This is a genomic window from Vibrio sp. R15-SG3-ISO1B, assembly GCF_059833835.1.
This window is the reverse complement of the sequence record NZ_JCBDGG010000029.1, coordinates 92,424-115,821: the sequence shown is the minus strand read 5'-3', so window position 1 is coordinate 115,821 and position 23,398 is coordinate 92,424. Positions and strand designations below refer to the sequence as shown.

Sequence of the window (23,398 nt, the reverse complement as noted above, 5' to 3'; positions counted from 1 at the left end):
ATATCGTAATCCGTTATCTAAAAGCATACCTTACCACCCCATGTTCAGCCAACTTATGTTGACTTTTATACGGTTTTTTTTACGATAACGCCCTAATTTTAGTAATTAAAGAGAGCATCCTTATGTCTGACGAGAATCAAGCAGAACAAGCTGTCGTAGACCTGTCCACCGTTTCCGCTGAACTTCGTCAAGTGATTGAGTTTGATGGCGTACCAGAAGCTATGCACAACATGGTCGTCTCAATTCATGAAGTATCGGAAGAAGCTGTGCGCGAATCTTGGGAACAACTGCCAAACAGTGCGCAAAATGTTCTCGATAACTTTGAGCAGTTCCATGCGCTTGTGTCGGTAAGCCAAGCGTTTGCTGGGCTTAACGTAATGGAAGAGTTTCCAACGCTTAATCTGCCTAAAGAGATGACAGATGAGCAAAAAGAAGAGTACCGTGCGCAGCTTCTCGACCAAGTCCTGCACAACTGCGTAAAAGATATGGTTAAGCAAATTAAAAAAGCACGCCGCGACCCTATTCTTAAACGCGACTTTACGGATGTCTTCGCGAAGTAATGATCGCAATAAGCGGTTGTGTTGAAAAAGCGCCGCAAGGCGCTTTTTTTAATGGCTACCTATCACCGTGAGCAAGCGCAATATCTTTTTGAGTAACGCTCACGCCTTTGATCTGGGCGTAGACCGTCATCCCAGGTGTTAAATTCAACTCATCTTTGGCCCACTGAGTAATGGTCGCTTTGAGGGTTCGTCTTTCATCTAGGCGCAAATAGACGGTCACACTTTGCCGTTGCTCACCATGACGCACCTCTTCCAATTCCTCAATCGTGACCTTAAGGCTATTACGAATCGAGGTTTGCTTTGGCGGCTCTAGAGCTAAAGAGACATCATTGGCGCGAATTTGCAGCCGTACTAAGTCGTCTTCACGGACGTTGATTTTTTGAACCCAGAGCGAATGCGCAGGCGTTAAACTCACCTCAGTCAACGCATAGTCATGATTGTGGCGCAGGACACGAGCTTCGAACAGCGAGCTTTGCTCCGAAAACGAGTGCCACGGGCGCATGACGTCCAAAGACCAGACCGCCTCAATATTATCGCAAGCCACCACCCGACCGTCATCGATCACCACCAGTTGATTAGCCAGACGCAATACTTCATTCAAGCTGTGGGAAACATAAAGAATAGGCACGTCGATATCGGCAGCAAGTTGCTCAAGATATGGCATCACTTCGCGCTTTCTCGGCATGTCCAATGACGCAAGCGGCTCATCCATCAGGAGTATGTCTGGCTTGCGCAGCAATGCTCGTCCTATTGCGACGCGCTGCTTTTCTCCCCCAGACAACGCTTTAGGGTAACGACTCAACAGCGCGCCGAGATCGAGCGTGTCCACCACCTTGTCAAAATGTACTTTGTCATTCCCCTTCACGCCATACAGCAAGTTGCCTTCAACGCGGTAATGGGGAAACAAGCGGGCTTCTTGAAACACGTAACCCACATTGCGCTGATGCACCGGGACGTTGATCTTATTTTGTGAGCAAAACAACACACGGTCATTGAGTTGAATCCGCCCTTCTAGGGGCGTATGAAGACCAGCGACAGAATGAATCAAACTGGTTTTGCCCGCCCCCGAACGGCCAAAGATGGCGGTAATGCCGCGATTGGGCAACTCAAGGTCGATATCAAACGTTTGATCACCAAGTCGAGTGCGATACTGAACGCTCAGCGCGTGCGAATTCGTCATTGCCCTAGCCTTTTTTGACTGACTCGGCTTAACCAGCCAGAGATAAACAGAGAGAGTAACGCAATCGCAATTGAGATGAGACACAGCCTCATTGCTGCATACTCTGCGCCCGGGGTCTCGATAAAGGTATACATCGCCAATGGAATCGTTTGCGTTTCGCCAGGAATGTTGGAGACAAAACTGATGGTGGCCCCAAACTCACCTAAGCTGCGCGCAAAGGCGAGCATAGTACCGGTAATAATACCTGGTAGGGTTAAAGGCAGTGTAATGGTGGTAAAGATTTTCAACGGGGAAGCGCCCAATGTGGCCGCTGCTTCTTCAAGGCGTGGGTCGATGGACTCTAGACTCAAACGAATCGCCCTGACCATCAATGGTAGAGAGACAATCATGCACGCAATTACCGCGCCTTTCCAACTGAAGGCGAAGACCAGCCCCCAATGCTCAAACAGATACTGGCCAAGCCAGCCTTGGCGACCAAGGGAAATCAGCAGCAAATAGCCAATCACAACAGGGGGTAACACCAGTGGTAGGTGGATAAGACTATCTAGCACACTACGTCCGAGAAACGACTTTCTAGCCAGCAACCACGCCAACAAGATACCGAGGGGGATCAGCCATAGCACCGCCACCCCCGCTATTTTCAAACTGAGCGATAAGGCTTGAATCTCGTAATCACTGAGCATCACTGACTAAAAATCCGTATTGTGTAAACAGGGCTCTTGAGTCACGCGTTTGCAAATAATCAAGAAATTCGTTCGCCGTGACATTGTCACTCACAACAGCAGCAGGATATTGAATCGGTTCGTGGCTACGCTCTGAAAGCGTGGCTACCACTGTCACCGTCTCTGATTGCATCGCATCGGTTTTGTAGACAATCCCTAATGGCGTTTCACCTCGCTCCACTAACGCTAGAGCAGCACGAACACTTTTACTCGGCGCGAGCGACATCTCTACGCTCTGCCAGACGCCAAGCCAAGTCAGCGCTTGTTTCGCATAGATACCAGCGGGAACCGTGTCGGTTTGCCCAACCGCGAGTCTTTGCCCGTTTAGCGCTTGTTGCCAAGATTGAACGTCCCCGACAGCCAAAGCGATCTGCTTCTTGGCAATGACGACGAGTTGGTTTGCCGCTATCTGTTTCACCTGGTGTGGTTCTACACTGCCGTTGTCGATCAAATATTGCACCCACTGATGGTTCGCTGAAATAAACACGTCTGCGGGAGCGCCATAGGCAATTTGCCGCGCTAGGGATGACGAGCCACCAAACACAGTGGTCACCGAAACATCACGCTGCTGCTCGAATTCATTCACGAGCTCTGAGACCACATTGGTCATCGACGCGGCAGCATAGACCGTGAGTTTGTCTTGCGCCTGAGCGTGAAAAGCAAGGCTTAACCACAAAGCGAAGAAAAGTGAAAATCGTTGTTTCATTGTTTGTTCTGTGTCTCTAGTTCTGGCCAGAGTAAATCCAGTTTCAAATGCTGCTCGATGGCATCAGCAATACGATCGATGGCTTCAAGTTGGCGCGCATTATGGTCTATCGCGCCGATATCCTCACCGGTTGCCCAACGCATAATCTGCGTCGTCGCCTCGGCCGAGTTAAAGATACCATGTAAATAGGTCCCAAAGACTTGATTACACTCACTCAACGCGCCATCCCTCTCACCCGAACTGAGCATAATGGGCGATACATCTGTGGTTTGAGTGCGACCAGCGTGAATCTCATAGCCTGATACGGGCACCGTGCTGCCATTTAATGAGAGTTGGCCATCCACATTCGTTAGCGTTTTGGAGTCGGTGATCACCGTTTCAGTCTGTAAGTACCCTAGCCCTGCAGTGCTGCCTGCGTCACTTTCTAACCTCAAAGGATCATCAATTTTCTGACCCAGCATTTGGTATCCACCACAAATGCCAATCACTTTGCCGCCTAAACGAAGATGACGCTGGATATCGCGATCCCATCCCTGACTGCTTAAGTAGGCAAGATCGCTGCGGACCGATTTTGAGCCCGGCAAAATAATGACGTCTGCTCCCGACAGCGACTCCCCCTTACCTACGTATCTAAGGTGAATGTCTGGGTTGCTTCTTAACGCATCAAAATCGGTGTGATTGCTGATCCGAGTAAACACTGGCACCGCAACCTGAATCTTCGCGCTCGAATTGAGCGATTGCTGAGTATTGATGGCATCTTCCGCCTCTAACTCAAACCCGTGCAGATAGGGCAACACGCCGATGACAGGCTTGCCGGTTTTTTCTTCCAGCCAATCAAGGCCAGGTTCGAGCAGTGAAATATCACCACGAAAGCGATTAATAATAAATCCTTTGACTCGCTGCTGCTCGCTCTCTGATAGCAGGGCCAGAGTGCCGTATAAGTGAGCAAACACGCCGCCCCGGTCAATATCGGCGACAATCACGACGGGCACATCCGCCTCCTCAGCAAAGCCCATATTGGCGATATCATTCTCACGTAGATTGATTTCTGCTGGGCTACCAGCGCCTTCGATCATAATCGAATCATAGTGTTCGGTCAGTTGACTAAACGAGTCCATCACAAAAGGCAGTGCTAACTGTTTGTAGTTCTGGTAACCACACGCTTCCATATTACTCAGTGCTTTACCTTGCACGATCACCTGTGCGCCAGTATCGGAATTAGGCTTAAGTAACACTGGATTCATATGTACACTAGGCTCAACACCGGCGGCTAAAGCTTGCACCGCTTGGGCGCGACCAATTTCACCACCATCAGAGGTTACGGCGCTGTTTAACGCCATATTCTGTGGTTTAAATGGGGCAACTCGCACACCACGGCGAGCCAACACTCGGCAAAGACCTGCCACGACGACGCTTTTTCCTGCGTCAGAGGTTGTACCCTGTACCATTAGGGCTTGAAGAGGCGTTTTCATATAAAGAAAAAACTACAATAAATCCATCCGTTATGTTGGCTGACGATACCACTCCCACCTTGCAATCGCTAATGTTTCGATAAAAAAAGCCCGAGGTGGTAATGCCTCGGGCTCTCAATCATTCTGCGAATTAGAACGCCGCCTCAATCGTGCTACCAAACTGCTTGGCTAGGAAGGCTTTAGTCTCTTGCGATTGGAAGATCTCAACAAACTGCTGATACTCAGGTTTAGTCTCTTCCCCTTTACGGGTCGCGATGACCATAACAGCGAGCGGGGCATCGGTCGATTCGAGATAAATACTCTGTTTCTGCGGATCAAGCCCTGATGACATCACATAGTTCATCGTGATTGCCGCAGCATCGACATCATCCAGAGTTCTGGGTAACTGCGCCGCATCGACCTCGATGAATTCGAACTGTTTAGGGTTGTCCACAACATCAGTGAGCATTGCCGCATATCCAACGCCCTCTTTCAGGGTGATCACTCCCGCATCAGCAAGCAATAATAGACCGCGACCACCATTAGTCGGATCGTTAGGTATCGCGATACGCGCTTTCTCTGGCAACGCATCTAAAGTGCGGTATTTATTTGAGTAAAGTCCCATACGCATGAGGATTGAACGGCCGATTGAGACAAGTTCTGTACCATGATTTTGATTAAAACTGTCTAAAAATGGTTGATGTTGATAACTATTGATATCGATACTGCCATCATCAAGCGCCGCGTTTGGCGTGACATAATCCGAAAACTCGATCACTTGCACCTTTAACCCATGCTGCTCGGCTTGTTTTGCTACCGCCTCGACAACCTGGGCGTGTGGGCCAACCGTCGCTCCAACTTTAATCACTGACTCTTCTTTTTCGCCGCACCCGGTAAGTCCGACTACCGTGATGAATGCTAACAACGACACCTTACTGATTAACTTCATATTTCCCTCTCATTGTTAATAAAAGCCTTTTAGATGGCTAGAGCTCCACTGTAAGCTTTCTATATAAAAAATCAATCAATTCAATTCGTAGGCGACAAATCATTTTAAATCATCAATAATGACACCCACCTCAAATGGCTGGCTTAAAACTTGCTAATATTTTTTTCATTAGGCAAAAACGCCAAGCCAATGTGGCGCTTAGACGGAAAATTGACAATGTCGGAGACTGTTTTGAAAAAAATCCTACTTACCAGCGCGCTGGCTCTTGCGGCGACATCAGCACAAGCGAATAACTTCAGCTACAACTACTTTGAAGTGCGTGTAGGCGCCAATCCCTCGACATTAGGCGGTGAGTTCACCACTCTATTCACGGAAAATTCCCATTTGATCATTCGCGCCGATTCTCAGTTTGATGGCGATTATGACGTTGCCGGTGGTATCGGTTTTAATGGACCAGTAACACAATTTGCGGATGTGTATGGTCAAATGCTACTTCACCAAACAAAATATGTAGCAGGTGACAGTGACACGCAGATTGAAATGAACATTGGCGGTCGTCTTTGGTTGACTGAACAAGTCGAAGCGACGATGCGATTAGGCCGTTTGGATGATTCCTCTGTCTTTCACGCCGGACTTCGTTTTCACTCTACTCAGCAGATGTCGCTATCAGCCGAGACAAGAAACAACGGACTCTATGGTCCACAATTGACGATGAGCGTTCGTTTTCAGTACTGATGATCGTGCTGCTCTGATGTGAAAAAAGCGCCGTCTTGGCGCTTTTTAGTTCCACGGTTTTAGTATCCCTGTTTTAGTAACCTTATCTTAGTTAAAACGGTTAGCGAACAATCAACTCACGTGGAATCAACTCAATACCCGGATGGTAACGTTTTGCCGATGCGTTAAGTGCCAACGCCAACGCGCTGTCTGAAATCATTTCAAATTGCTGAGGCAAAGAGTTCACTTTAAAGGGGAGGAAATCAAGCAGACGATTATCACCAAAGGTCCCCAGTTTGATGCCTTTAACCAAATCTGGTTGCTCGAGAAATACGTCTAATACCCCTTCCAACAATGTATACGAGGTGGTCACAATCGCATTGGGGAGCTCATTGTTGGCCAGCCAAGTACGCATCACCTTTTTCGCGTCAATACGGTTAAAGTGGTCACCATAGCCAATTACTACACTGCAACCTCGCTCTTCTGCCGCCGTCTTAAAACCCAACTCACGCTCTTTAGAGATATTGAGGTCTGGAAGTGCACCAATTAAGCCAATAGTTGTGACGGCGTCACTAATTACGGAGTGAGTGAGCTCATTCGCCGCGCCAAAGTCTTCACTGATCACGCATGAAAAAAACTCATCGTCTAAGGGACGGTCAATCGCGATAACCGGCGTGCCCTTGTGTTGGATGTCGAGATAAAATTCATTGGCGTCTGGCATCGCGCTTGCCACAAACAGCCCATCGACCTTACGACTGATCAACGCATTGACGACATTTTTTTCCGTATCAGCGTCATCATCCGAACAGGCGATCAATATTTGATAGCCTGCTTTTCGAGAGCTTTGTTCGAGAAGTTTTGCAAGCTTGGCATAACTGGTGTTTTCTAAATCAGGGATCACCAACCCAAACGATCGACTTTGCCCTGCGCGCAGCGTACTGGCGGCAAGATCCGGGCGATAGTTATGCTCTTCCACCACCGCCATCACTTTACGTTGTGTCTTTTCGCTGATCCGATATTTTTGTGCTTTACCGTTAATCACATAGCTTGCGGTTGTCTTGGACACACCGGCCAATTTGGCTACTTCATCTAGTGTCATATCTCTACCTTAATCTGTGCGCACGATCATAATAATTCATCAAAGATCTATCGCTGAGTTGAATTATAAGCTGAAACGTTTCAGTATAAAAGCTGAAAGGATTCAGCAAAGAATAAAACAAGAGTAAGGTCACTATTTTCAACCAAGTTGAACACTATTGAGGCGGGAACCTCATCGATATTACTCCATTCTTTGCTAAAACTTTTTTGTGGCGCGAATTTGCTGAATCGATTCACTAAAGTGGTTACTGGTCGCAAGCTATACTGACTGCCCAGTAAACAGATGAAAGTAAATAGCGAGAAGAGACAACAGAAGTTGCACTCCGCGCCCACAGACTGAGAACGAACTGTATGACTTTTATGCTGGAGAAGCGCCATGCTCAAGCTCACCAAAACTGATATCACCCTATCGCAACAGGCGGATGATAAATTTGCCGCTATTCAAAACATTGCATCGACACTTGCGAATCAAGGCTTAGTCGACGCGCAGTACGTCGAGGGCATGCTCAATCGCGAGAAGCAAAACTCGACGTTTTTAGGCAACGGCATAGCCATCCCACACGGCACCACCGACACGCGTCACATGGTCAAAGAGACAGGCGTTGCGATTCACCACTTCCCTGACGGTGTAGAATGGGGTGACAGTAACCGTGTCTACGTCGCCATTGGTATTGCGGCAAAATCGGACGAACACTTGGGCATTCTTAAGCAATTGACCAAAGTACTGAGCGCTGACGGCGTTGAAGAACGCCTAAAATCGGTAAAAACCGCGGATGAAATCGTCGCACTCCTGAATGGCGATGTTCAGTTAGAAGTGGATCTCGACGCGTCGTTAGTTCAAGTCGGCTTTCCAGCCAGTGATATGGTCCAGCTCAGCGCTGTCGCCTCTGGTTTGCTCAAAAATACCGGATGCGCAAACCATGATTTTGTTGCCGATATCGTATCAAAAACACCCACCCACCTTGGTCAAGGGCTTTGGTTAGTCGGCAGTGAAAAAGGTGTTCAGCGTAGCGGTGTCTCTTTTGTTTCCACGGCGAATCAATGCCAATTTGACGGTGAAAACGTCAAAGCATTGATCACCTTTGCAGCGTGCAACAATGCACATCAAGCAATCTTAGAAAACCTGACGCAGTTAGTTTTTGAACAAAAACACACCTCATTGCTTGATGGCAGTGGCGAACAAGTCATCGCGCTACTCAAAGGCGAACAAGCAGAGCAAGCCAGCGCTGATGGCAATACCGCAGTCTTCAAAATTCGAAACGCACATGGTTTACATGCAAGACCGGGCGCGATGTTGGTGGCGGAAGCGAAAAAGTTTGAGTCAAACATTCGCGTCGCAAACCTTGATGGCGACGGCAAAGCCGTTAACGCGAAAAGCCTAATGAAAGTGATTGCGCTTGGTGTTAAACACGGTCATCAGCTGCAATTCACCGCAGAAGGGGCAGATGCACCTCAGGCACTGGAAGCCATTGGCAGCGCGATTCAATCTGGCCTTGGTGAAGGTTAAGGGGCGACCATGTCTGAGATTGCAACCAATAAAGTCGTGACCATCACGTTGAATCCAGCGCTCGATCTGACCGGTAGTCTGGATACCCTCAATGTGGGTAGCGTGAGTCTTGTCAAAGAGAGCAACCTAAGAGCGGCGGGCAAAGGGGTCAACGTCGCTATGGTCCTACGCGATTTAGGTGCTGACGTCACTGTCACGGGTTTTTTAGGCAAAGATAACCCTGAACTGTTCCACCAACTGTTTTCAAACATCGGTGTGACGGATCGCTTTGTCGAAGTTGACGGCTCCACTCGTATCAACGTCAAGTTGGTGGAGAAAAATGGCGAGGTCAGCGACATCAATTTTCCTGGCGTCGAAGTAAACGATGCTCAAATCGCGCAATTTGAGCGAGTTCTGCACGAACTGGCGATCGATCATGACTACTTTGTCTTTGCTGGCAGCCTACCCGGTGGTGTCACACCGGCTCAGTGCGCAGCATGGATCGCGCAGTTGCGTGAACGTGGCAAAAAAGTCCTGTTTGACAGCAGTAAAGCCGCACTTGCCGCAGGGCTTGATGCCAAACCTTGGCTTATCAAACCTAACGAGGAAGAGTTGGGCGATTTCCTAGGTCAAACACTGGATACGCGAGAAGCGTGCCAAAACGCGGCACAAACCCTGTCTAACAAAGGCATCGACAACATTGTCGTTTCAATGGGCGCTGACGGTGTGATGTGGCTGCACGACGATCAATGGCTCCACGCCAAGCCGCCAAGAATGCAAGTGGTCAGCACAGTAGGCGCCGGCGATACGTTAGTCGCGGGTCTATGTTGGGGCCACATGCAACAGATGCCAAAAACCGAATTACTCCAATTTGCCACAGCCCTCTCTGCACTTGCAGTGAGTCAAGTCGGCGTTGGTGTGACCAGCCAACAAGAGCTGGATCAAATTAAGCTTAATACTCAAGTTAATGAGCTTGCCTAAGCGAATCCGTTCGCCAAAACGTAGAAGCAAACTAAGGAACAGAAGGTTATCATTATGAATATTGCCATCATTACTGCCTGCCCGAGCGGCGTGGCAAACAGCATTCTCGCTGCTGGCCTGTTAGAAAAAGCAGCGAAGAAACTTGCATGGAACGCGACCATTGAATGCCAATCAAGCGTTGTTGACACCAATGTGCTCTCACAAGCGGACATCGATCAAGCGGATGTGATCGTCATTGCGGCGAACACCGAGGTTGACGACGCGCGCTTTGTCGGCAAAAAAGTGTTCCGCAGTGACATCAGCGCGGTAACCAAAGACGCCGTTGCATTCCTTGAGCAAGCAGCTAGCCAAGCACAACTCCTTTCCAGTGCGACACAATCGGTTGCTGCAGCTCCAGCCACCTCTTCTGCGAAGAAGATTGTGGCCATCACAGCGTGCCCAACAGGCGTGGCGCACACCTTTATGGCTGCTGAGGCACTCGAAGAAGAAGGCAAACGTCGTGGTCACCAAATCAAAGTAGAAACTCGCGGTTCGGTCGGTGCGAAAAACCAACTCACAGACCAAGAAATTGCTGACGCAGACTTAGTGATCATCGCCGCAGACATCGAAGTGCCACTGGATCGTTTCAACGGCAAAAAAATGTACCGTACTAAAACCGGCCCTGCTCTGAAGAAAACCGCCGAAGAGATGGATAGAGCCTTTGAACAAGCGACGGTTTACCAACATTCTGGCTCAGCTAATCAATCTTCCGCTCAAGATGAGAAGAAAGGGGCCTACAAACACCTAATGACCGGTGTATCACACATGCTCCCTGTCGTGGTTGCAGGTGGTTTGATTATCGCGCTCTCTTTTGTCTTTGGTATTGAAGCATTTAAAGAAGAAGGCACGCTTGCCGCAGCATTGATGACCATCGGTGGTGGTTCAGCATTCGCGCTGATGATCCCAGTGCTCGCCGGTTACATCGCCTTTTCTATTGCGGATCGTCCAGGACTGGCACCGGGCCTTGTCGGTGGTATGCTCGCAAGCTCAACAGGCGCAGGCTTCCTTGGTGGTATCGCCGCAGGTTTCATCGCTGGTTATGCCGCGAAATTCCTTGCAGATAAAGTACAACTTCCGCAATCGATGGAAGCACTCAAACCCATTTTGATCATCCCGTTTGTCGCAACCCTCTTTACTGGTTTGGTCATGATCTACATCGTCGGTGGTCCTGTTTCCGGCATTATGAACGGTCTAACAGACTTCCTAAACAACATGGGCTCTGACAGCGCAGTACTTCTCGGAATTATCCTTGGCGCGATGATGTGTTTCGACTTAGGTGGTCCAGTCAACAAAGCAGCGTACGCGTTTGGTGTTGGCCTATTGGCATCACAAACTTACGCACCGATGGCAGCCATCATGGCGGCGGGCATGGTACCGGCTCTGGGCATGGGTTTGGCGACCTTTATCGCGAAAAACAAATTTGAGAAAAGCGAGCAAGAAGCGGGCAAAGCCTCTTTCGTACTTGGCCTATGCTTTATCTCGGAAGGTGCGATTCCTTTTGCAGCAAAAGATCCAATGCGCGTTATCCCGGCGTGTATGGCAGGCGGCGCGTTAACTGGTGCTCTGTCTATGCTGTTTGGCGCTAAACTGATGGCACCACACGGTGGTCTGTTCGTTCTTCTTATCCCGAACGCGATTACTCCAGTCGTCATGTACCTTGTCGCTATCGCAGCGGGTACAGCAGTGACAGGCTTTGGTTACGCGTTCCTAAAAGCACGCAGTGACGCAAAACAAGTTCAAGCACAAGCATAACACCCCCCAACCTTTTATTAGATCTATGCTTAATCTGCTCAGCGCTCCTCTCCGGGGCGCTTTTTTATCGCTTAGAGCGGCGCAATCAAATAACTCTATTGATATAAAACACAATATCCAATAAAAATATTGGAACGGGTGTTAAGCTCAATAGAATCCCACCATCTTCACAGTATTGCATATCCCCCTGGGGTAAACTTTTCGATGAATAAATCCAGAAGATGACTCTAGACGCAATGCGCTACTACTCTCCGACCAAACTTTTGTTGCAATTTATCCTCGTGTTTAGCGCACTCTCTGTTGTCCCTGCGATTTATTTCTATGAGCGACTTGATGATCTCGAGACTCGTACTGCACAACAAGTCGCCATGATTGAGCAAGCCAAAGTCAATTACGCGGTGGCAGAGCTTGGTGCCATCAATCAAAAAATCCAACTCTCTGTGATGGAACTGGCCAACAATGGCCTGCTGCACCGTGCTATCGACTCTCCCTCTCCGCTCTCACGAAGTGTAATTGAAGACTTTTGGGCCCTCGTCGCTCGAACCCAAGGCTACTACTCGCAACTGCGTTATTTGGACATCCATGGCCAAGAAAAAATTCGTATCAACCACAATGGTCGTACAACCCAAATCGTTGAAGATGTATTTTTGCAAGATAAATCCGGGCGCAACTATTTTTCTTATGCGCAGAGCTTGGAAGACGGCCAACTGGGGGTGTATGGCATTGATCTCGAGATTGAGCACGGTGAATACGCACGCCCGTACACGCCGGCGCTGCGCGTGATCGTGCCCGTTGCGACTTCTGGCGTCCGACAAGGCTACTTTATTGCGAATCTCAATCTGTCGATGATTTATGACGAGTTGGCGTATCGAGACAACAGCGGTTCGAAGCCCATCGTTGCTAATGCAAACGGCTTTTATGTACTGTCTCCCGATACAGCGACGCTGTTTGGTGATCTGCTCCCCGGCCGAGCCCAGCATTCTGTCGCCAATGACTTCCCATTGCTATGGCGACAGCAAGCGATAAACGCCTCAGGAACAGTGCACGAGTCGAATGCTTGGCTGACCTATCAAACCATCGATTTTACCCTCGGTCAGCATACTCAATCGCTTTTGCTCTTCGTGACTATGCCTACGCAGCAGGCTAACCAAATCAGTCGCGCCGAACGCTTTGAGCTATTTGTTCAGTTGTGTTCTGTCTCGGCGGTGATTTTTCTGATTGCCCTATCCTTTGTCATTTGGAATGACAATCACCACAAAAATAGCTTGGAAAGCAAAATTGCCCGCGCGGCGATAAACGGTATGTCTGCTCTGATGATCACAGATAAAGACAATCGGATTATCAAAGTGAATGACGAGCTCTGCCGGATTAGTGGTTACACCTTTGAAGAGGTCAAAGGTCAACAACCGTCGATGTTTGCCTCCGGAGAACATACGCAAAAGTTCTATCGTGAGATGTGGGAGTCTATTCATACAAGGGGAATTTGGCAGGGAGAAATCATCAATCGACGCAAAGATGCCACCCTTATCACTGAGTTGCTGCGCATCCAGACGGTCAAGAATCATGATGGCAAAATTCAGTTCTATGTTGCCTCATTTGTCGATATCTCCGAATTGAAGGCATTGGAACAGCAACTGCGCCGATTGAGTGAAAAAGACGCCCTCACATCGCAATGGAACCGACGCAAGTTTGATATTGAATTGCAAAGCCTATGCATGCGTGTGAAGCGTTATCCGCAAGAGGAACAGGCAGCGCTCTGTTTATTCGACATTGACCATTTTAAGCAGGTGAACGACCAGTACGGTCACGATGTCGGTGATCACGTGATTAAAAGCGTGGCGCAGTTATTGAAAGGTGAGTTAAGAGAAACGGATTTGCTCGCCCGTGTCGGTGGTGAAGAGTTTGCTGTCATCATGCCTAACACCTCGGTTGAAGAGGCGGAAGCCGTCTCCAATCGCATACGCAATGTGGTTGAACAACACTCTATGCATAATGTGACGATAAGTGGCGGTGTCAGTGATGTCTGCGCGAATCCAAGTCAGACCTACAAACGCACCGATATGGCGCTTTACGACTCTAAATATCTGGGCAGAAATCGCATTTCCGTGATCAAAAGTGATCAGGTGCAAGCCTTTGTCTAAATTGGTGCAAGATTATTTTGTTCACGCACCACGATAGCGCAGATAAACGCCCTATCGAACGCTATACTTAGGTAACACCATCACCTTCGGGTTGGCTCGGTTCTTGATACCCCAGTAGTACCCCCGCACTATTACGGAGAATAGTATGCAAGACGCTCTCACGGTCATTCTCGCTGGAGGAATGGGCTCTCGTCTTAGCCCCCTCACGGACGATCGCGCAAAACCTGCCGTTCCTTTTGGCGGAAAGTACCGTATTATTGATTTCACCCTAACCAATTGCCTACACTCTGGACTTCGGAAAATCCTCGTCCTTACCCAGTACAAGTCTCACTCATTACAAAAACATCTACGAGATGGCTGGTCGATTTTTAACCCTGAACTTGGCGAGTACATCACCGCCGTTCCACCTCAAATGCGGGGTGGTGGTAAGTGGTATGAAGGCACCGCTGATGCAATCTACCATAATCTATGGCTTTTGAGCCGCAGCGATGCCAAATATGTTATCGTCTTGTCGGGCGATCACATCTATCGCATGGATTACGCGGAGATGCTCAAAGAACATATTGATAAGAACGCGAAGCTGACGATTGCCTGTATGGACGTCCCGCGCAGTGAAGCGTCAGCCTTTGGCTGTGTCTCTGTGGGCGAAAGCGGCCGCATCGACGATTTTATTGAAAAACCGCAAGATCCGCCATCACTGCCGGGCAATGATACGCGTAGTCTTGTGTCGATGGGGATTTATATCTTCGATATGAAAACCCTGACCCGCTCTCTAGAAGCGGATGCCAAAGATAGCCACTCTTCACACGATTTTGGCAAAGACGTCATTCCAAAACTCATCCAAGAGCAAGGCGTCTACGCTTATAACTTCTGCAACGACAAAGGTCGAGTTGACAGAGACTGCTACTGGCGAGATGTCGGTACTATCGACTCCTTCTATCAGGCCAATATGGATTTGCTCGAACCCGTTCCCCCAATGAACCTCTATCAGGCAAACTGGCCAATTCGCACTTACGAGTCCCAGTTTCCTCCGGCACGGACCGTCTCCTCAGCCACAGGCAACGAGGGTATTTTCATTAATTCCATTATTGCCAATGGCGTGATCAACTCCGGTGGCTCAGTGCATCATTCCATTATCTCGCCCAACGTGCGTATTAACGACGGCGCCACTATCGCTGGCAGCATCTTGTTTGATGATGTTGAAGTGGGTGAAGGCTGCCGCTTGGTCAACTGCATCGTTGATAAGCACGTCCGAATCCCCGCCAACACAGAAATTGGCGTCGATGCGAAAGAAGATGCCAAGCGCTTTAAGATTTCATCAGACGGGATCGTGGTGGTGCCAGAAAGTTACAGTTTTTCGTAAAAAAAAGCCTCTAACCTAAGTTAGAGGCTTCACTCAGAGATTGACTAGATCTCCTATAGGGGTAGGTGACAAATCTTCGATTTGTTGAGAGTAATTATCACCTATTTGCGATCAGATTAACACAGCAAATTGCGTGCGATTCACTTTCCCCTTTTTAGGACATAGCTCGGTTACGCCGCTAACGCGCCAGCACGAGGTGTTTCGTTAAAATGGCGCTTGTACTCCCGGGAGAATTGCGAGGTGCTGTTGTAACCGACTCGCCTAGCGGCTTCACTGACCTTCAATCCATCAAAATGAATCAACTCTTTCGCTTTGTTTAGGCGCACCTTTTTAATGTACTGAATAGGAGTTTCTAACGTCACAGAGCGAAACGCTTGATGAAAAGCGGAAATGCTCATGTTCGCCGTCTCAGCCAACCCTTGAACAGTGAGTGAGTCATGGTAGTGATGATGCACATACTCGAGCGCTTTGGCGACGCGCGCGTAATGCCCTTCGTGCTTGGCTAAATCGAACAACACATGCCCTTCACTGCTCATTAGCGCTCTCAGTGCCAACTCTTCAGTTAGAGACTCACCTAACAGAGCGCTCTCTACAGGATGACAAAGTGCCTTCATGATTCGACAACTCACGTCCATCATATCGTTGTCCATACTCACTGAAGAGAGCCCTTCACTGCGCGCAGGCGTCATCGCCTTTGGCTGAACGTTTAGCTCTTCAAGCTTATTGACTAAACGATGCAGCACTTGAGGATCGACATCGACCGTTAACCCCATCAGTGGCTTGCCAGCATCAGCAATGGCTTCACATTCAAGGGGGAGCGGTACCCCCACCACGAGATAATCATCACCACCATATTTCACGGGCTTGTCGCCTAGATAGATATGTTTTGTCCCCTGCCCCAATATGATCACGCCTGACTGGTAGACCAAAGGTTGGCGTTTATTCCCCTTGGAGCTTCGATAAAACCACACGCCTTCAATGGCGGTACCGACTACCCCTTCCAAATCGTCAAGGCCATTTTGCTCAACGTATTGCTCCATCCAATCCACCAGCGTCATCGCTTACCACCTATTCACCCAAGCAATATAAGTAGGATTAGGCAAAATAAATGCAGAATTTCGCCTTTATCCCGTCTCATTCAATTACTATTATGCACACATACAAAATCAATACTATCCCAATAATACAAGAGGGTAATGTCAATGCAATTCACCTATGTTAATCCAACCAAAATTTTATTCGGTCAAGGTCAGATCGCAAACATCGCTGCGCAAATTCCTACAGACCAAAAAGTACTCGTGATCTACGGTGGTGGTTCCATCAAGAAAAATGGCGTGTATGACCAAGTCGTCACGGCACTCAACGCGCATTCTTGGGTTGAATTCTCCGGCGTTGAGCCAAACCCAACCAAAGAAACACTCGACAAAGCGGTAGCGATCGTTAAAGAGCAATCGGTCGATTTCATCTTAGCTGTGGGTGGTGGTTCAGTGATTGACGGCTCTAAATACGTCGCTGCTGCTGCACACGTTGATGGCGACGGCTGGGATATTCTGACAGGTAAACACCCTGTCACTTCGGCCACACCACTTGCTGCGATTCTGACCCTACCAGCTACTGGCTCTGAGTCAAACTCAGGCGCCGTGATCACTAAAGCGGAAACGCATGATAAGTTGGCATTCATGTCACCTTTCGTGCAGCCTAAATTTGCTGTGATGGACCCGGACGTAATGAAAACCCTACCGGAAAAACAGTTGGTCAACGGTATTGTTGATGCGTGGGTACACGTCTGTGAGCAGTACATCACCTACCAACATGGCGCTATGGTTCAAGATGGCTACGCAGAAACATTGTTGAAAAATCTAAAACAGCTCGGTGAACAATTTGCTGACCGTGACAACGATCAGTGGCGCGCAAACCTGATGTGGACGGCCAACCAAGCGCTTAACGGCTTGATCGGTGCAGGTGTCCCGCAAGATTGGGCAACGCACATGATTGGTCATGAGTTTACGGCGCTTTGGGGTGTTGACCACGCACGTTCACTGGCGATTGTGCAACCTTCCCTACTGCGCAACCAGTTAGCGGCGAAAAAAGGCAAACTCGAGCAGATGGGCATCAACGTCTTTGGTCTAGCTGCCAGCGACAACCTTGCCGAAGAGACGATTCAGCACATTGAAGCCTTCTACCACTCACTCGGTGTGTCAACACAGTTTGATGAGTATCAGGCAGATAAAGGCGCGGCCGTTGACAGTGTCGTATCACAACTAGAGAGCCACGGCATGTCGGCGCTCGGTGAAAACCAAGCCATTGACCTTAAGGCCAGTCGTCAAATTCTTGAAGCGGCGATCGCCTAATCAAAACGCTTAATAACGCAAAGAGCAGCAAACGCTGCTCTTTCTAATTCCTTAACCTATTCACGCTTCTCCGATCTTTCCTTTAAATAAGCCTGCAATGCTTGCAAAGACTTATCGACCTCCTCACGAAGTCCGGTGATGTCGTTACCCATTTCGCTCGGCGAGTTTTCCCATTGGTGACAAAGTACTCTCAGTTGCTCCAAGCCCAAGCTGGCAGCAGAGCCTTTCAATTTATGTGCGATGTCAGACACCTCGCTAGGATGATTTTCGACGAATGCCTGTTCCAGTTGAGTTAACGATGTCTGGGTAGTGCGGGCAAAAAGATCGGCGAGTTCTTGTACTTGGCTTAAACCCAACACCTTGATGTCGGTGTCAATCAGTTGTGTGTTCAATAGCTTGGGAGCCTCTGCATTTATAGGCGCGGGTTGGCGCGGCGTATCATCAACCGTTTCTCCCGTCATCAATGTATGAATCATGGCATCGAGGGTGTCTTTATCTAGTGGTTTGGGTAGATAGCCATCAAATCCCGCTTGCAGGTATCGCTCGACCTCTTGGTTGAACACGTGCGCAGACACCGCAATCATCTTCGTCTCGCAATCGGTGTCACGCTTCATGCTTTGCATTAAGTCCACACCACTGCCATCTGGAAGATTAATATCAATCAGCGCAATATCATAAGTATGAGCCTTAAATCGCGCGGCTCCCTTAGCGAGGGTGTCGACTGCGTCGGTGTGATGCCCGAGCGCTGCCAAAAATCCCTCAGCGACAAAGCGATTGACTTCATTGTCTTCTACCAGCAATACGCGAGCAGACGGTGTTGTCACTGTATGATTGTGTGAATCTTTGCGTGATGTCGCCCCTACAGGCATCGGCAAAGAAAAGTAGAAGCGGCTGCCTTGATTCTGATCCGATTCAAGCGCAATCTCGCCGCCCATCGCCCGCACAATTTTTTGGCTGATCGCAAGCCCAAGCCCTGTTCCACCCAGCTTGCCTTGTCCTTGATGCACTTGGGTAAACGCAGAGAAGAGCTCACTTTGATCTGGCTGGGCTATTCCTACGCCACTGTCACTCACATCGAACAAAACGTGCTCAGCTTTCGCTGGATCATTGGCGATATACACATCAATGTAGCCACTATCAGTAAACTTAACCGCATTCGCCACCAAGTTATTCAGCACTTGGCTAAGACGCGTGCTGTCGGCAAACACGCTCTCGGCGACATCGCTTTCAACCGTATATGAGAGTGACAATCCTTTAGCCAACGCGTCGGCCTGATGCAGCGCCACTACATCTTCCACCATAGCGCGGATAGGGAATGACACCGGACGAATCTCCATATGCCCGGCCTCAATTTTACTGTAATCGAGCACATCATTAAGTATTGCCAGCAAGGTTCGCCCACTGTGGGTGATGATGTCGACGTAACGCTGCTGCTGTTGATCAAGCGGCGTTTCTGTAAGCAGCCTCGCGGTGCCGAGAACTCCGTTCATCGGCGTTCGAATTTCATGGCTCATGGTGGCTAAAAAGGCGGATTTCGCTTGGCTGGCTTGCTCTGCTTGTGAACGCGCATCAGCATGCTGCTCCACTTCTTGATTGAGACGTTGATTGGCCGTTTGCAGTTGCTCAGTGCGCAATTCAACCTGTTCTTCCAGGTGGCTTTTATGTGATTCAAGCGCTTGTTTGGCTTTCGCTTCGCTGTCAGCCACCACTTTCAGCGCTTTGGCGGTGTCTCGGGCGGTCAGAATCGCGCGCCCCATCTCTGCTAACTCATCCTTACCACGCACCTCAAAATCCACATTAAGATCCCCTTTAGAGATCGTGAGCAGTGCGGTCGAGTAGTTATCCAAACGTTTGAGCACGGATTGATATACAACGCGCCAGACAATGAGTATGGCCACCGCTAAGCCAAGCGCGGTAATAATCGCCAAGAGCCACTGCGCATAGCTCAACGTGCCTTTAAGCCGTTCAACCGCTGTAGTAGTCGAGCGGTTGGATTGATCCACTAGATGTGTCACTGTCGAGTTGAGCTGAGAAAATTGATCAAAGGTAGCTTGGAGCAGCGCCTGTGCGGCAAGCTCATTTTGGTATCGCTCAAGCAATAGCGTAAATACCGATTGTCGCTGCGCCAATTGTTCCAGTAAGTCGGCCATTTGCTGTGAGCGAGTGGGATCTTCGACTCCCATAACCCGTCGCTGCATAATCTCGATGTTGTTCTGATATGCGGATCTGACGACCTCAATACGCTGCGCATCATTCATGGTCCGCGACTCTTCAATTTGATTGAGCAATCGAAACGCCAGCAGATGCAGTTCGTGCAAACGTTCAGACAAATCCATGTCCACTTCCACCAGCGCATCCAGCGCTTGGTAGGCATCCGTGAGCTTGTTTTCACCAAGCAGATTATAGATATGCGTCACGTTGGCCACCGCGATAGTACTGGTGTTTGCCACTTGGGTGCGGGTGAGCTCTTCAAGCTCCGTTGCAAATTGGCGCATCTCCCTCGTATCTGCCGAAAGTTGCTGGTTAAAGCTCAAACGCTTTTCCACCACGACGCCCAGTTGCACTACGTTATCAATCACCTGCTCGACATCGATTTCTAACTGTTCCAATAAGGTTGAATCAAACGCCTCTGCGCCAAGTTGTTTAATGTGCAATAACAAAGATTCGAGCTGTGTCAGTAGCGCTTGACCTGAGTCACGATGTTGCTGAGCGGTTTTCGCGTTCGATAAGGTATGGACAGATGAGAGAATACGAGCGCTGAGCTCCGATACTTGCCGCGCTTCCACCATGGAGGGAATTGCCGTATTGACCACGCCGCGCTCGGTTTTCGCCACCATAGAAAAGCCCGCCATGCCGATCAGCGCCGAGATGACAACCAGCAGCCCCATTGCGACAAAGGCGAATAAGAGCGTACGCCCAATGCTGGCCTTGGCTAGTAACATAACAAATCATCGCTTCTGTACACCGAAATATTGGGTTATATTTTGCAAGGTTTATCACGACTTTACCAATGAATTGCTTAATGACTTTGATCCCAACACTGAAATCCTCTCTGCTGCTTGGTGCGCTGTTTGTATCATGGTCATCGGTGGCGATTGCCTCACCCGCGTTTAAGATCTGCGCGCTTTATCCGCATCTAAAAGACTCGTACTGGCTGTCGGTCAACTATGGCATGGTGCAAGAAGCCCAAGCGCAGAACGTGACACTGAAAGTACTGGAAGCGGGCGGCTACCCCAATCAGAGTAAACAGGCCGCTCAGTTGCAACGCTGTCGAGATTGGCAAGCCGATGCGATATTGCTCGGTACCGTTGCCCCAGACATCTATTTGGGCAAATTAGCGCAACTCTCTGCCGATATCCCGGTTTTTGCCACCATCAATCAGTTAGACAGTGCCGAGCACGGCGATGACGTCTTGCTTGGCGAGGTCGGTGTTGATTGGTATGAGATGGGCTATTTCTCTGGCGAGTTTTTGGCAAAACGTCACCCGAAAGGCAGTGGTCATGTTAACGTCGCGGTGCTTCCCGGCCCCGTGGCAAGTGGTGGCACCAAACCTGTGATGCAAGGCATCGAGGCTGCAATTAAAGGCAGTGATGTCACTATCACCGGCGTGTATTGGGCAGACAACGACAAAGAGCTGCAACGCAATTTAGTTCAGCGCGTAACAGAAAACCGCGATATCCATTACCTAATTGGCAGTGCGGTCGCGATTGAAGCGGCAATCAGTGAGTTGCGCCTCGGCGGAAAGAGCGCGCATATCGGTCTTGTCTCTACCTACCTCAGTCATGGCGTCTATCGCGGTTTACTTCGCAATAAAGTGCTGTTTGCACCGAGCGATCAGATGGTGTTGCAAGGTCGTCTATCGGTTCGTCAAGCGGTTCAATCTCTCAAACAAGCGCCTTTTGACAGGCATATTGCGCCCGATATTGTTAAGCTAACGCCCAATCATTTACCACGTTCGGTTATCGAAGCCTCGCTGTCTCCATCCGAATACCGACCCATTTTTAATGTCTTAGCTAAAGAATAACGATTCATAATCAGGAAGAACATTCATGGAAAAAACAACACGTACCCTACCTGCACACAAACACATTGCGCTGGTCGCGCATGACAACTGCAAGCCAGAGTTGCTGCGCTGGGTAACGGAAAACAAAGAAAAGTTACAGAGTCACTTTCTTTATGCCACTGGCACAACTGGCACCATGCTAAGTAAACAGACCGGCCTTGCCATTAAGAGTATGATCAGTGGACCGATGGGCGGGGACCAGCAGATCGGCGCCCTCATTTCGGAAGGGAAAATCGACATGTTGATTTTCTTCTGGGATCCACTCAACGCGGTTCCACATGACCCAGATGTCAAAGCGCTATTGCGTATTGCGAGCGTCTGGAATATTCCCGTTGCTACCAACCGCGCAACGGCCAAGTTCCTTTTTGAGTCGAGCTTACTTGAGAAAGAAGTGGACATTGAGATCCCTGACTACCCGGCGTATCTGGCCAAGCGTACCTAACGCCTTCATTCACCTAGTTCGCTTATCAAGTATTCAGCCTGCCACAGTCGCTAGGCTGTTTTTGTCTATCGATCGCTTCACATCAAGGTGGTCAGTTCGCGTAAATCGTGAATTTTGGGCAGGGCGTGCTCATGCACTCGATTGTTGACGCCCAGATAGTGGACAGTTTTAATCCCCGCTCGAATCCCTGCCTCTAACCCTTTGACCGTGTCATCCACATAGACGCAATTTTCTAAGCGAAATCCCATGGTCATGGCGGTATATAAAATCAGATCCGGTTCAGGTTTCCAACTGTTGGTATCGAACGCAGAGAAAATCTTATTCTCGAAATGAGGGTAAAGTCCTGTCAGCTCAAGCGATCGGCGGATTTTACTTTTTGGGCCATTTGAAGCCACACAGTACTCAATCCCTTTCGCTTCGAGCTGCTTCAAAAGCTCGGTGGCACCGGCCGAGGGCTTTAAATGACGTTCAAACAAGTCATCTAGCCGCTCACGGTAAAAAGGTTCTAGTTGATCAATTGAAATTCGACAGCCAAGGCGCTCATTCGTTGCTGCTAAAATGTCAGCCAACTTCCCCCCTTCAAAATGGGCTAAGGCATCTTGAGTAGAAAGCCCAGCACCAAAATGATGAAACGTCTCACTCAGCGCTTGGCAACACAGCTTCTCGCTGTCGATTAGCGTTCCATCACAATCAAATATCACGCATTGGGTTTCTGACATAGCCGCACACTCTGTTAATTCGTTAAACAAAATAGTAAACGAGCGGCCACGATTTGAAATGCGTCACTTAACACTTTAAGTGACAAGGGAAGGGTTTTGCTGAGAACCCTCGCACGCGTCACGAATGGTAGGTAGAATAAATGATGAAGATAATGACTATCTCGTGCGCTTAATGTGCGCTGTGTTCAGCATATACAGCATCACATTGATTGAGTTCAAGTTTACTCACTATCGCTGCAATCAGATCAGAACGCTTGTATTCCGGTTCCACCACGACATCTGAAACCAAAGCAGCACCTTGATGCGTGGTCACCAACGCTGCGCCAACGGGTTGATTACCTTTAAACGCAACGATCAATTGGCAAGGCGCTGAATAGATGATCTGAGTGAAAAACTCAACAATCCACTCCCTGTCTTGTTGGCTTTGCCACTGTTTGGCCTGTTGCAAGGCAAACATCACGGTCATGCGATGAAAATCCGCCACAAACACATCTTGCTCACTGAATTCGTCTAGAGACAACTCACTGAGATCAAGCAAGTGTGTCTCTCGCTCTGAACCGCGTGCTTGATAAAGTTCGTGCCCTTTGAGGCTCTCTGGCGTTGGAAATTCAACGTCCACTTGGCTGGCAAGCCATTGGTTTTTCATCTCGGTGATGGCAGAGGCGGTATTGGGCATGGGAT

The 23,398-nt window shown here is 49.1% G+C and carries 20 protein-coding genes; 10 read left to right on the top strand and 10 right to left on the bottom strand.

Going from position 1 to position 23,398, the window contains the following annotated elements:
* Positions 1 to 122: 122 nt before the first annotated feature.
* On the top strand, positions 123 to 560 hold the full coding sequence (locus tag AC6R0S_RS07380) for a DUF3069 domain-containing protein (protein WP_334551889.1): 438 nt from the start codon (positions 123 to 125) through the stop codon (positions 558 to 560).
* 55 nt (positions 561 to 615) lie between these two features.
* Here the strand turns inward: AC6R0S_RS07380 and modC are convergent, their stop codons facing one another.
* The 5 genes from modC to AC6R0S_RS07355 form a co-directional block, all read right to left on the bottom strand.
* Positions 616 to 1,740 (bottom strand): molybdenum ABC transporter ATP-binding protein ModC, encoded by a 1,125-nt coding sequence (modC, locus tag AC6R0S_RS07375; protein WP_500637569.1) that lies wholly within the window; start codon positions 1,738 to 1,740, stop codon positions 616 to 618.
* On the bottom strand, positions 1,737 to 2,423 hold the full coding sequence (modB, locus tag AC6R0S_RS07370) for a molybdate ABC transporter permease subunit (protein WP_500637568.1): 687 nt from the start codon (positions 2,421 to 2,423) through the stop codon (positions 1,737 to 1,739). The genes modC and modB overlap by 4 nt, the downstream gene beginning before the upstream one ends.
* On the bottom strand, positions 2,413 to 3,168 hold the full coding sequence (gene modA, locus AC6R0S_RS07365; protein WP_500631278.1) for a molybdate ABC transporter substrate-binding protein: 756 nt from the start codon (positions 3,166 to 3,168) through the stop codon (positions 2,413 to 2,415). The genes modB and modA overlap by 11 nt, the downstream gene beginning before the upstream one ends.
* Positions 3,165 to 4,640 (bottom strand): cobyric acid synthase, encoded by a 1,476-nt coding sequence (locus AC6R0S_RS07360; RefSeq protein ID WP_500637567.1) that lies wholly within the window; start codon positions 4,638 to 4,640, stop codon positions 3,165 to 3,167. The genes modA and AC6R0S_RS07360 overlap by 4 nt, the downstream gene beginning before the upstream one ends.
* 130 nt (positions 4,641 to 4,770) lie before the next feature.
* Entirely contained in the window at positions 4,771 to 5,568 is a 798-nt protein-coding gene (locus AC6R0S_RS07355) for a MetQ/NlpA family ABC transporter substrate-binding protein (RefSeq protein WP_500637566.1), read from the bottom strand.
* Between the two features lie 216 nt (positions 5,569 to 5,784).
* On the opposite strand from AC6R0S_RS07355, the gene AC6R0S_RS07350 reads away from it, so the two are divergent.
* On the top strand, positions 5,785 to 6,303 hold the full coding sequence (locus AC6R0S_RS07350) for a hypothetical protein (RefSeq protein WP_487901486.1): 519 nt from the start codon (positions 5,785 to 5,787) through the stop codon (positions 6,301 to 6,303).
* 100 nt (positions 6,304 to 6,403) lie between these two features.
* Here the strand turns inward: AC6R0S_RS07350 and cra are convergent, their stop codons facing one another.
* Positions 6,404 to 7,381, bottom strand: a complete 978-nt coding sequence (gene cra, locus AC6R0S_RS07345) for a catabolite repressor/activator (RefSeq protein ID WP_500637565.1) — start codon at positions 7,379 to 7,381, stop codon at positions 6,404 to 6,406.
* 375 nt (positions 7,382 to 7,756) lie between these two features.
* Between cra and fruB the strand changes: the two genes are divergently transcribed.
* The 5 genes from fruB to glgC all read left to right on the top strand — a co-directional run bounded on the left by fruB (position 7,757) and on the right by glgC (position 15,142).
* Positions 7,757 to 8,887 (top strand): fused PTS fructose transporter subunit IIA/HPr protein, encoded by a 1,131-nt coding sequence (fruB, locus tag AC6R0S_RS07340; protein ID WP_500637564.1) that lies wholly within the window; start codon positions 7,757 to 7,759, stop codon positions 8,885 to 8,887.
* A 9-nt stretch (positions 8,888 to 8,896) separates the two neighbouring features.
* Positions 8,897 to 9,847 (top strand): 1-phosphofructokinase, encoded by a 951-nt coding sequence (gene pfkB / locus AC6R0S_RS07335; RefSeq protein ID WP_500631274.1) that lies wholly within the window; start codon positions 8,897 to 8,899, stop codon positions 9,845 to 9,847.
* A gap of 54 nt (positions 9,848 to 9,901) precedes the next feature.
* The gene (gene fruA / locus AC6R0S_RS07330; protein WP_500637563.1) at positions 9,902 to 11,638 is read left to right on the top strand and encodes a PTS fructose transporter subunit IIBC; all 1,737 of its coding nucleotides are present in this window, start codon (positions 9,902 to 9,904) and stop codon (positions 11,636 to 11,638) included.
* Between the two features lie 221 nt (positions 11,639 to 11,859).
* Positions 11,860 to 13,779: a GGDEF domain-containing protein gene (locus AC6R0S_RS07325; RefSeq protein WP_500637562.1), complete on the top strand. Its 1,920-nt coding sequence runs from the start codon at positions 11,860 to 11,862 to the stop codon at positions 13,777 to 13,779.
* 145 nt (positions 13,780 to 13,924) lie between these two features.
* Positions 13,925 to 15,142, top strand: a complete 1,218-nt coding sequence (glgC, locus tag AC6R0S_RS07320) for a glucose-1-phosphate adenylyltransferase (protein ID WP_500628255.1) — start codon at positions 13,925 to 13,927, stop codon at positions 15,140 to 15,142.
* A 170-nt stretch (positions 15,143 to 15,312) separates the two neighbouring features.
* Here the strand turns inward: glgC and AC6R0S_RS07315 are convergent, their stop codons facing one another.
* Positions 15,313 to 16,200 (bottom strand): AraC family transcriptional regulator, encoded by an 888-nt coding sequence (locus AC6R0S_RS07315; protein ID WP_500637561.1) that lies wholly within the window; start codon positions 16,198 to 16,200, stop codon positions 15,313 to 15,315.
* Positions 16,201 to 16,344: 144 nt separating this feature from the next.
* On the opposite strand from AC6R0S_RS07315, the gene AC6R0S_RS07310 reads away from it, so the two are divergent.
* The gene (locus AC6R0S_RS07310) at positions 16,345 to 17,493 is read left to right on the top strand and encodes an iron-containing alcohol dehydrogenase (RefSeq protein ID WP_500628253.1); all 1,149 of its coding nucleotides are present in this window, start codon (positions 16,345 to 16,347) and stop codon (positions 17,491 to 17,493) included.
* 56 nt (positions 17,494 to 17,549) lie between these two features.
* Here the strand turns inward: AC6R0S_RS07310 and torS are convergent, their stop codons facing one another.
* Positions 17,550 to 20,435, bottom strand: coding sequence for a TMAO reductase system sensor histidine kinase/response regulator TorS (torS, locus tag AC6R0S_RS07305; RefSeq protein WP_500637560.1), 2,886 nt, complete (start codon positions 20,433 to 20,435; stop codon positions 17,550 to 17,552).
* 89 nt (positions 20,436 to 20,524) lie between these two features.
* Here torS and torT point away from each other — a divergent pair, with 89 nt between their 5' ends.
* The gene (torT, locus tag AC6R0S_RS07300; protein WP_500637723.1) at positions 20,525 to 21,517 is read left to right on the top strand and encodes a TMAO reductase system periplasmic protein TorT; all 993 of its coding nucleotides are present in this window, start codon (positions 20,525 to 20,527) and stop codon (positions 21,515 to 21,517) included.
* A 25-nt stretch (positions 21,518 to 21,542) separates the two neighbouring features.
* Positions 21,543 to 21,998: a methylglyoxal synthase gene (locus AC6R0S_RS07295; RefSeq protein WP_487901476.1), complete on the top strand. Its 456-nt coding sequence runs from the start codon at positions 21,543 to 21,545 to the stop codon at positions 21,996 to 21,998.
* Positions 21,999 to 22,075: 77 nt separating this feature from the next.
* On the opposite strand, the gene AC6R0S_RS07290 is transcribed toward AC6R0S_RS07295, so the two are convergent.
* Both AC6R0S_RS07290 and AC6R0S_RS07285 read right to left on the bottom strand, forming a co-directional pair.
* Positions 22,076 to 22,717, bottom strand: a complete 642-nt coding sequence (locus AC6R0S_RS07290; protein ID WP_500627197.1) for an HAD-IA family hydrolase — start codon at positions 22,715 to 22,717, stop codon at positions 22,076 to 22,078.
* Between the two features lie 169 nt (positions 22,718 to 22,886).
* Positions 22,887 to 23,393 carry a GNAT family N-acetyltransferase gene (locus tag AC6R0S_RS07285; protein WP_500637559.1) on the bottom strand — a complete coding sequence of 169 codons (507 nt, stop codon included), beginning with the start codon at positions 23,391 to 23,393 and terminating at the stop codon, positions 22,887 to 22,889.
* Positions 23,394 to 23,398 lie beyond the last annotated feature (5 nt).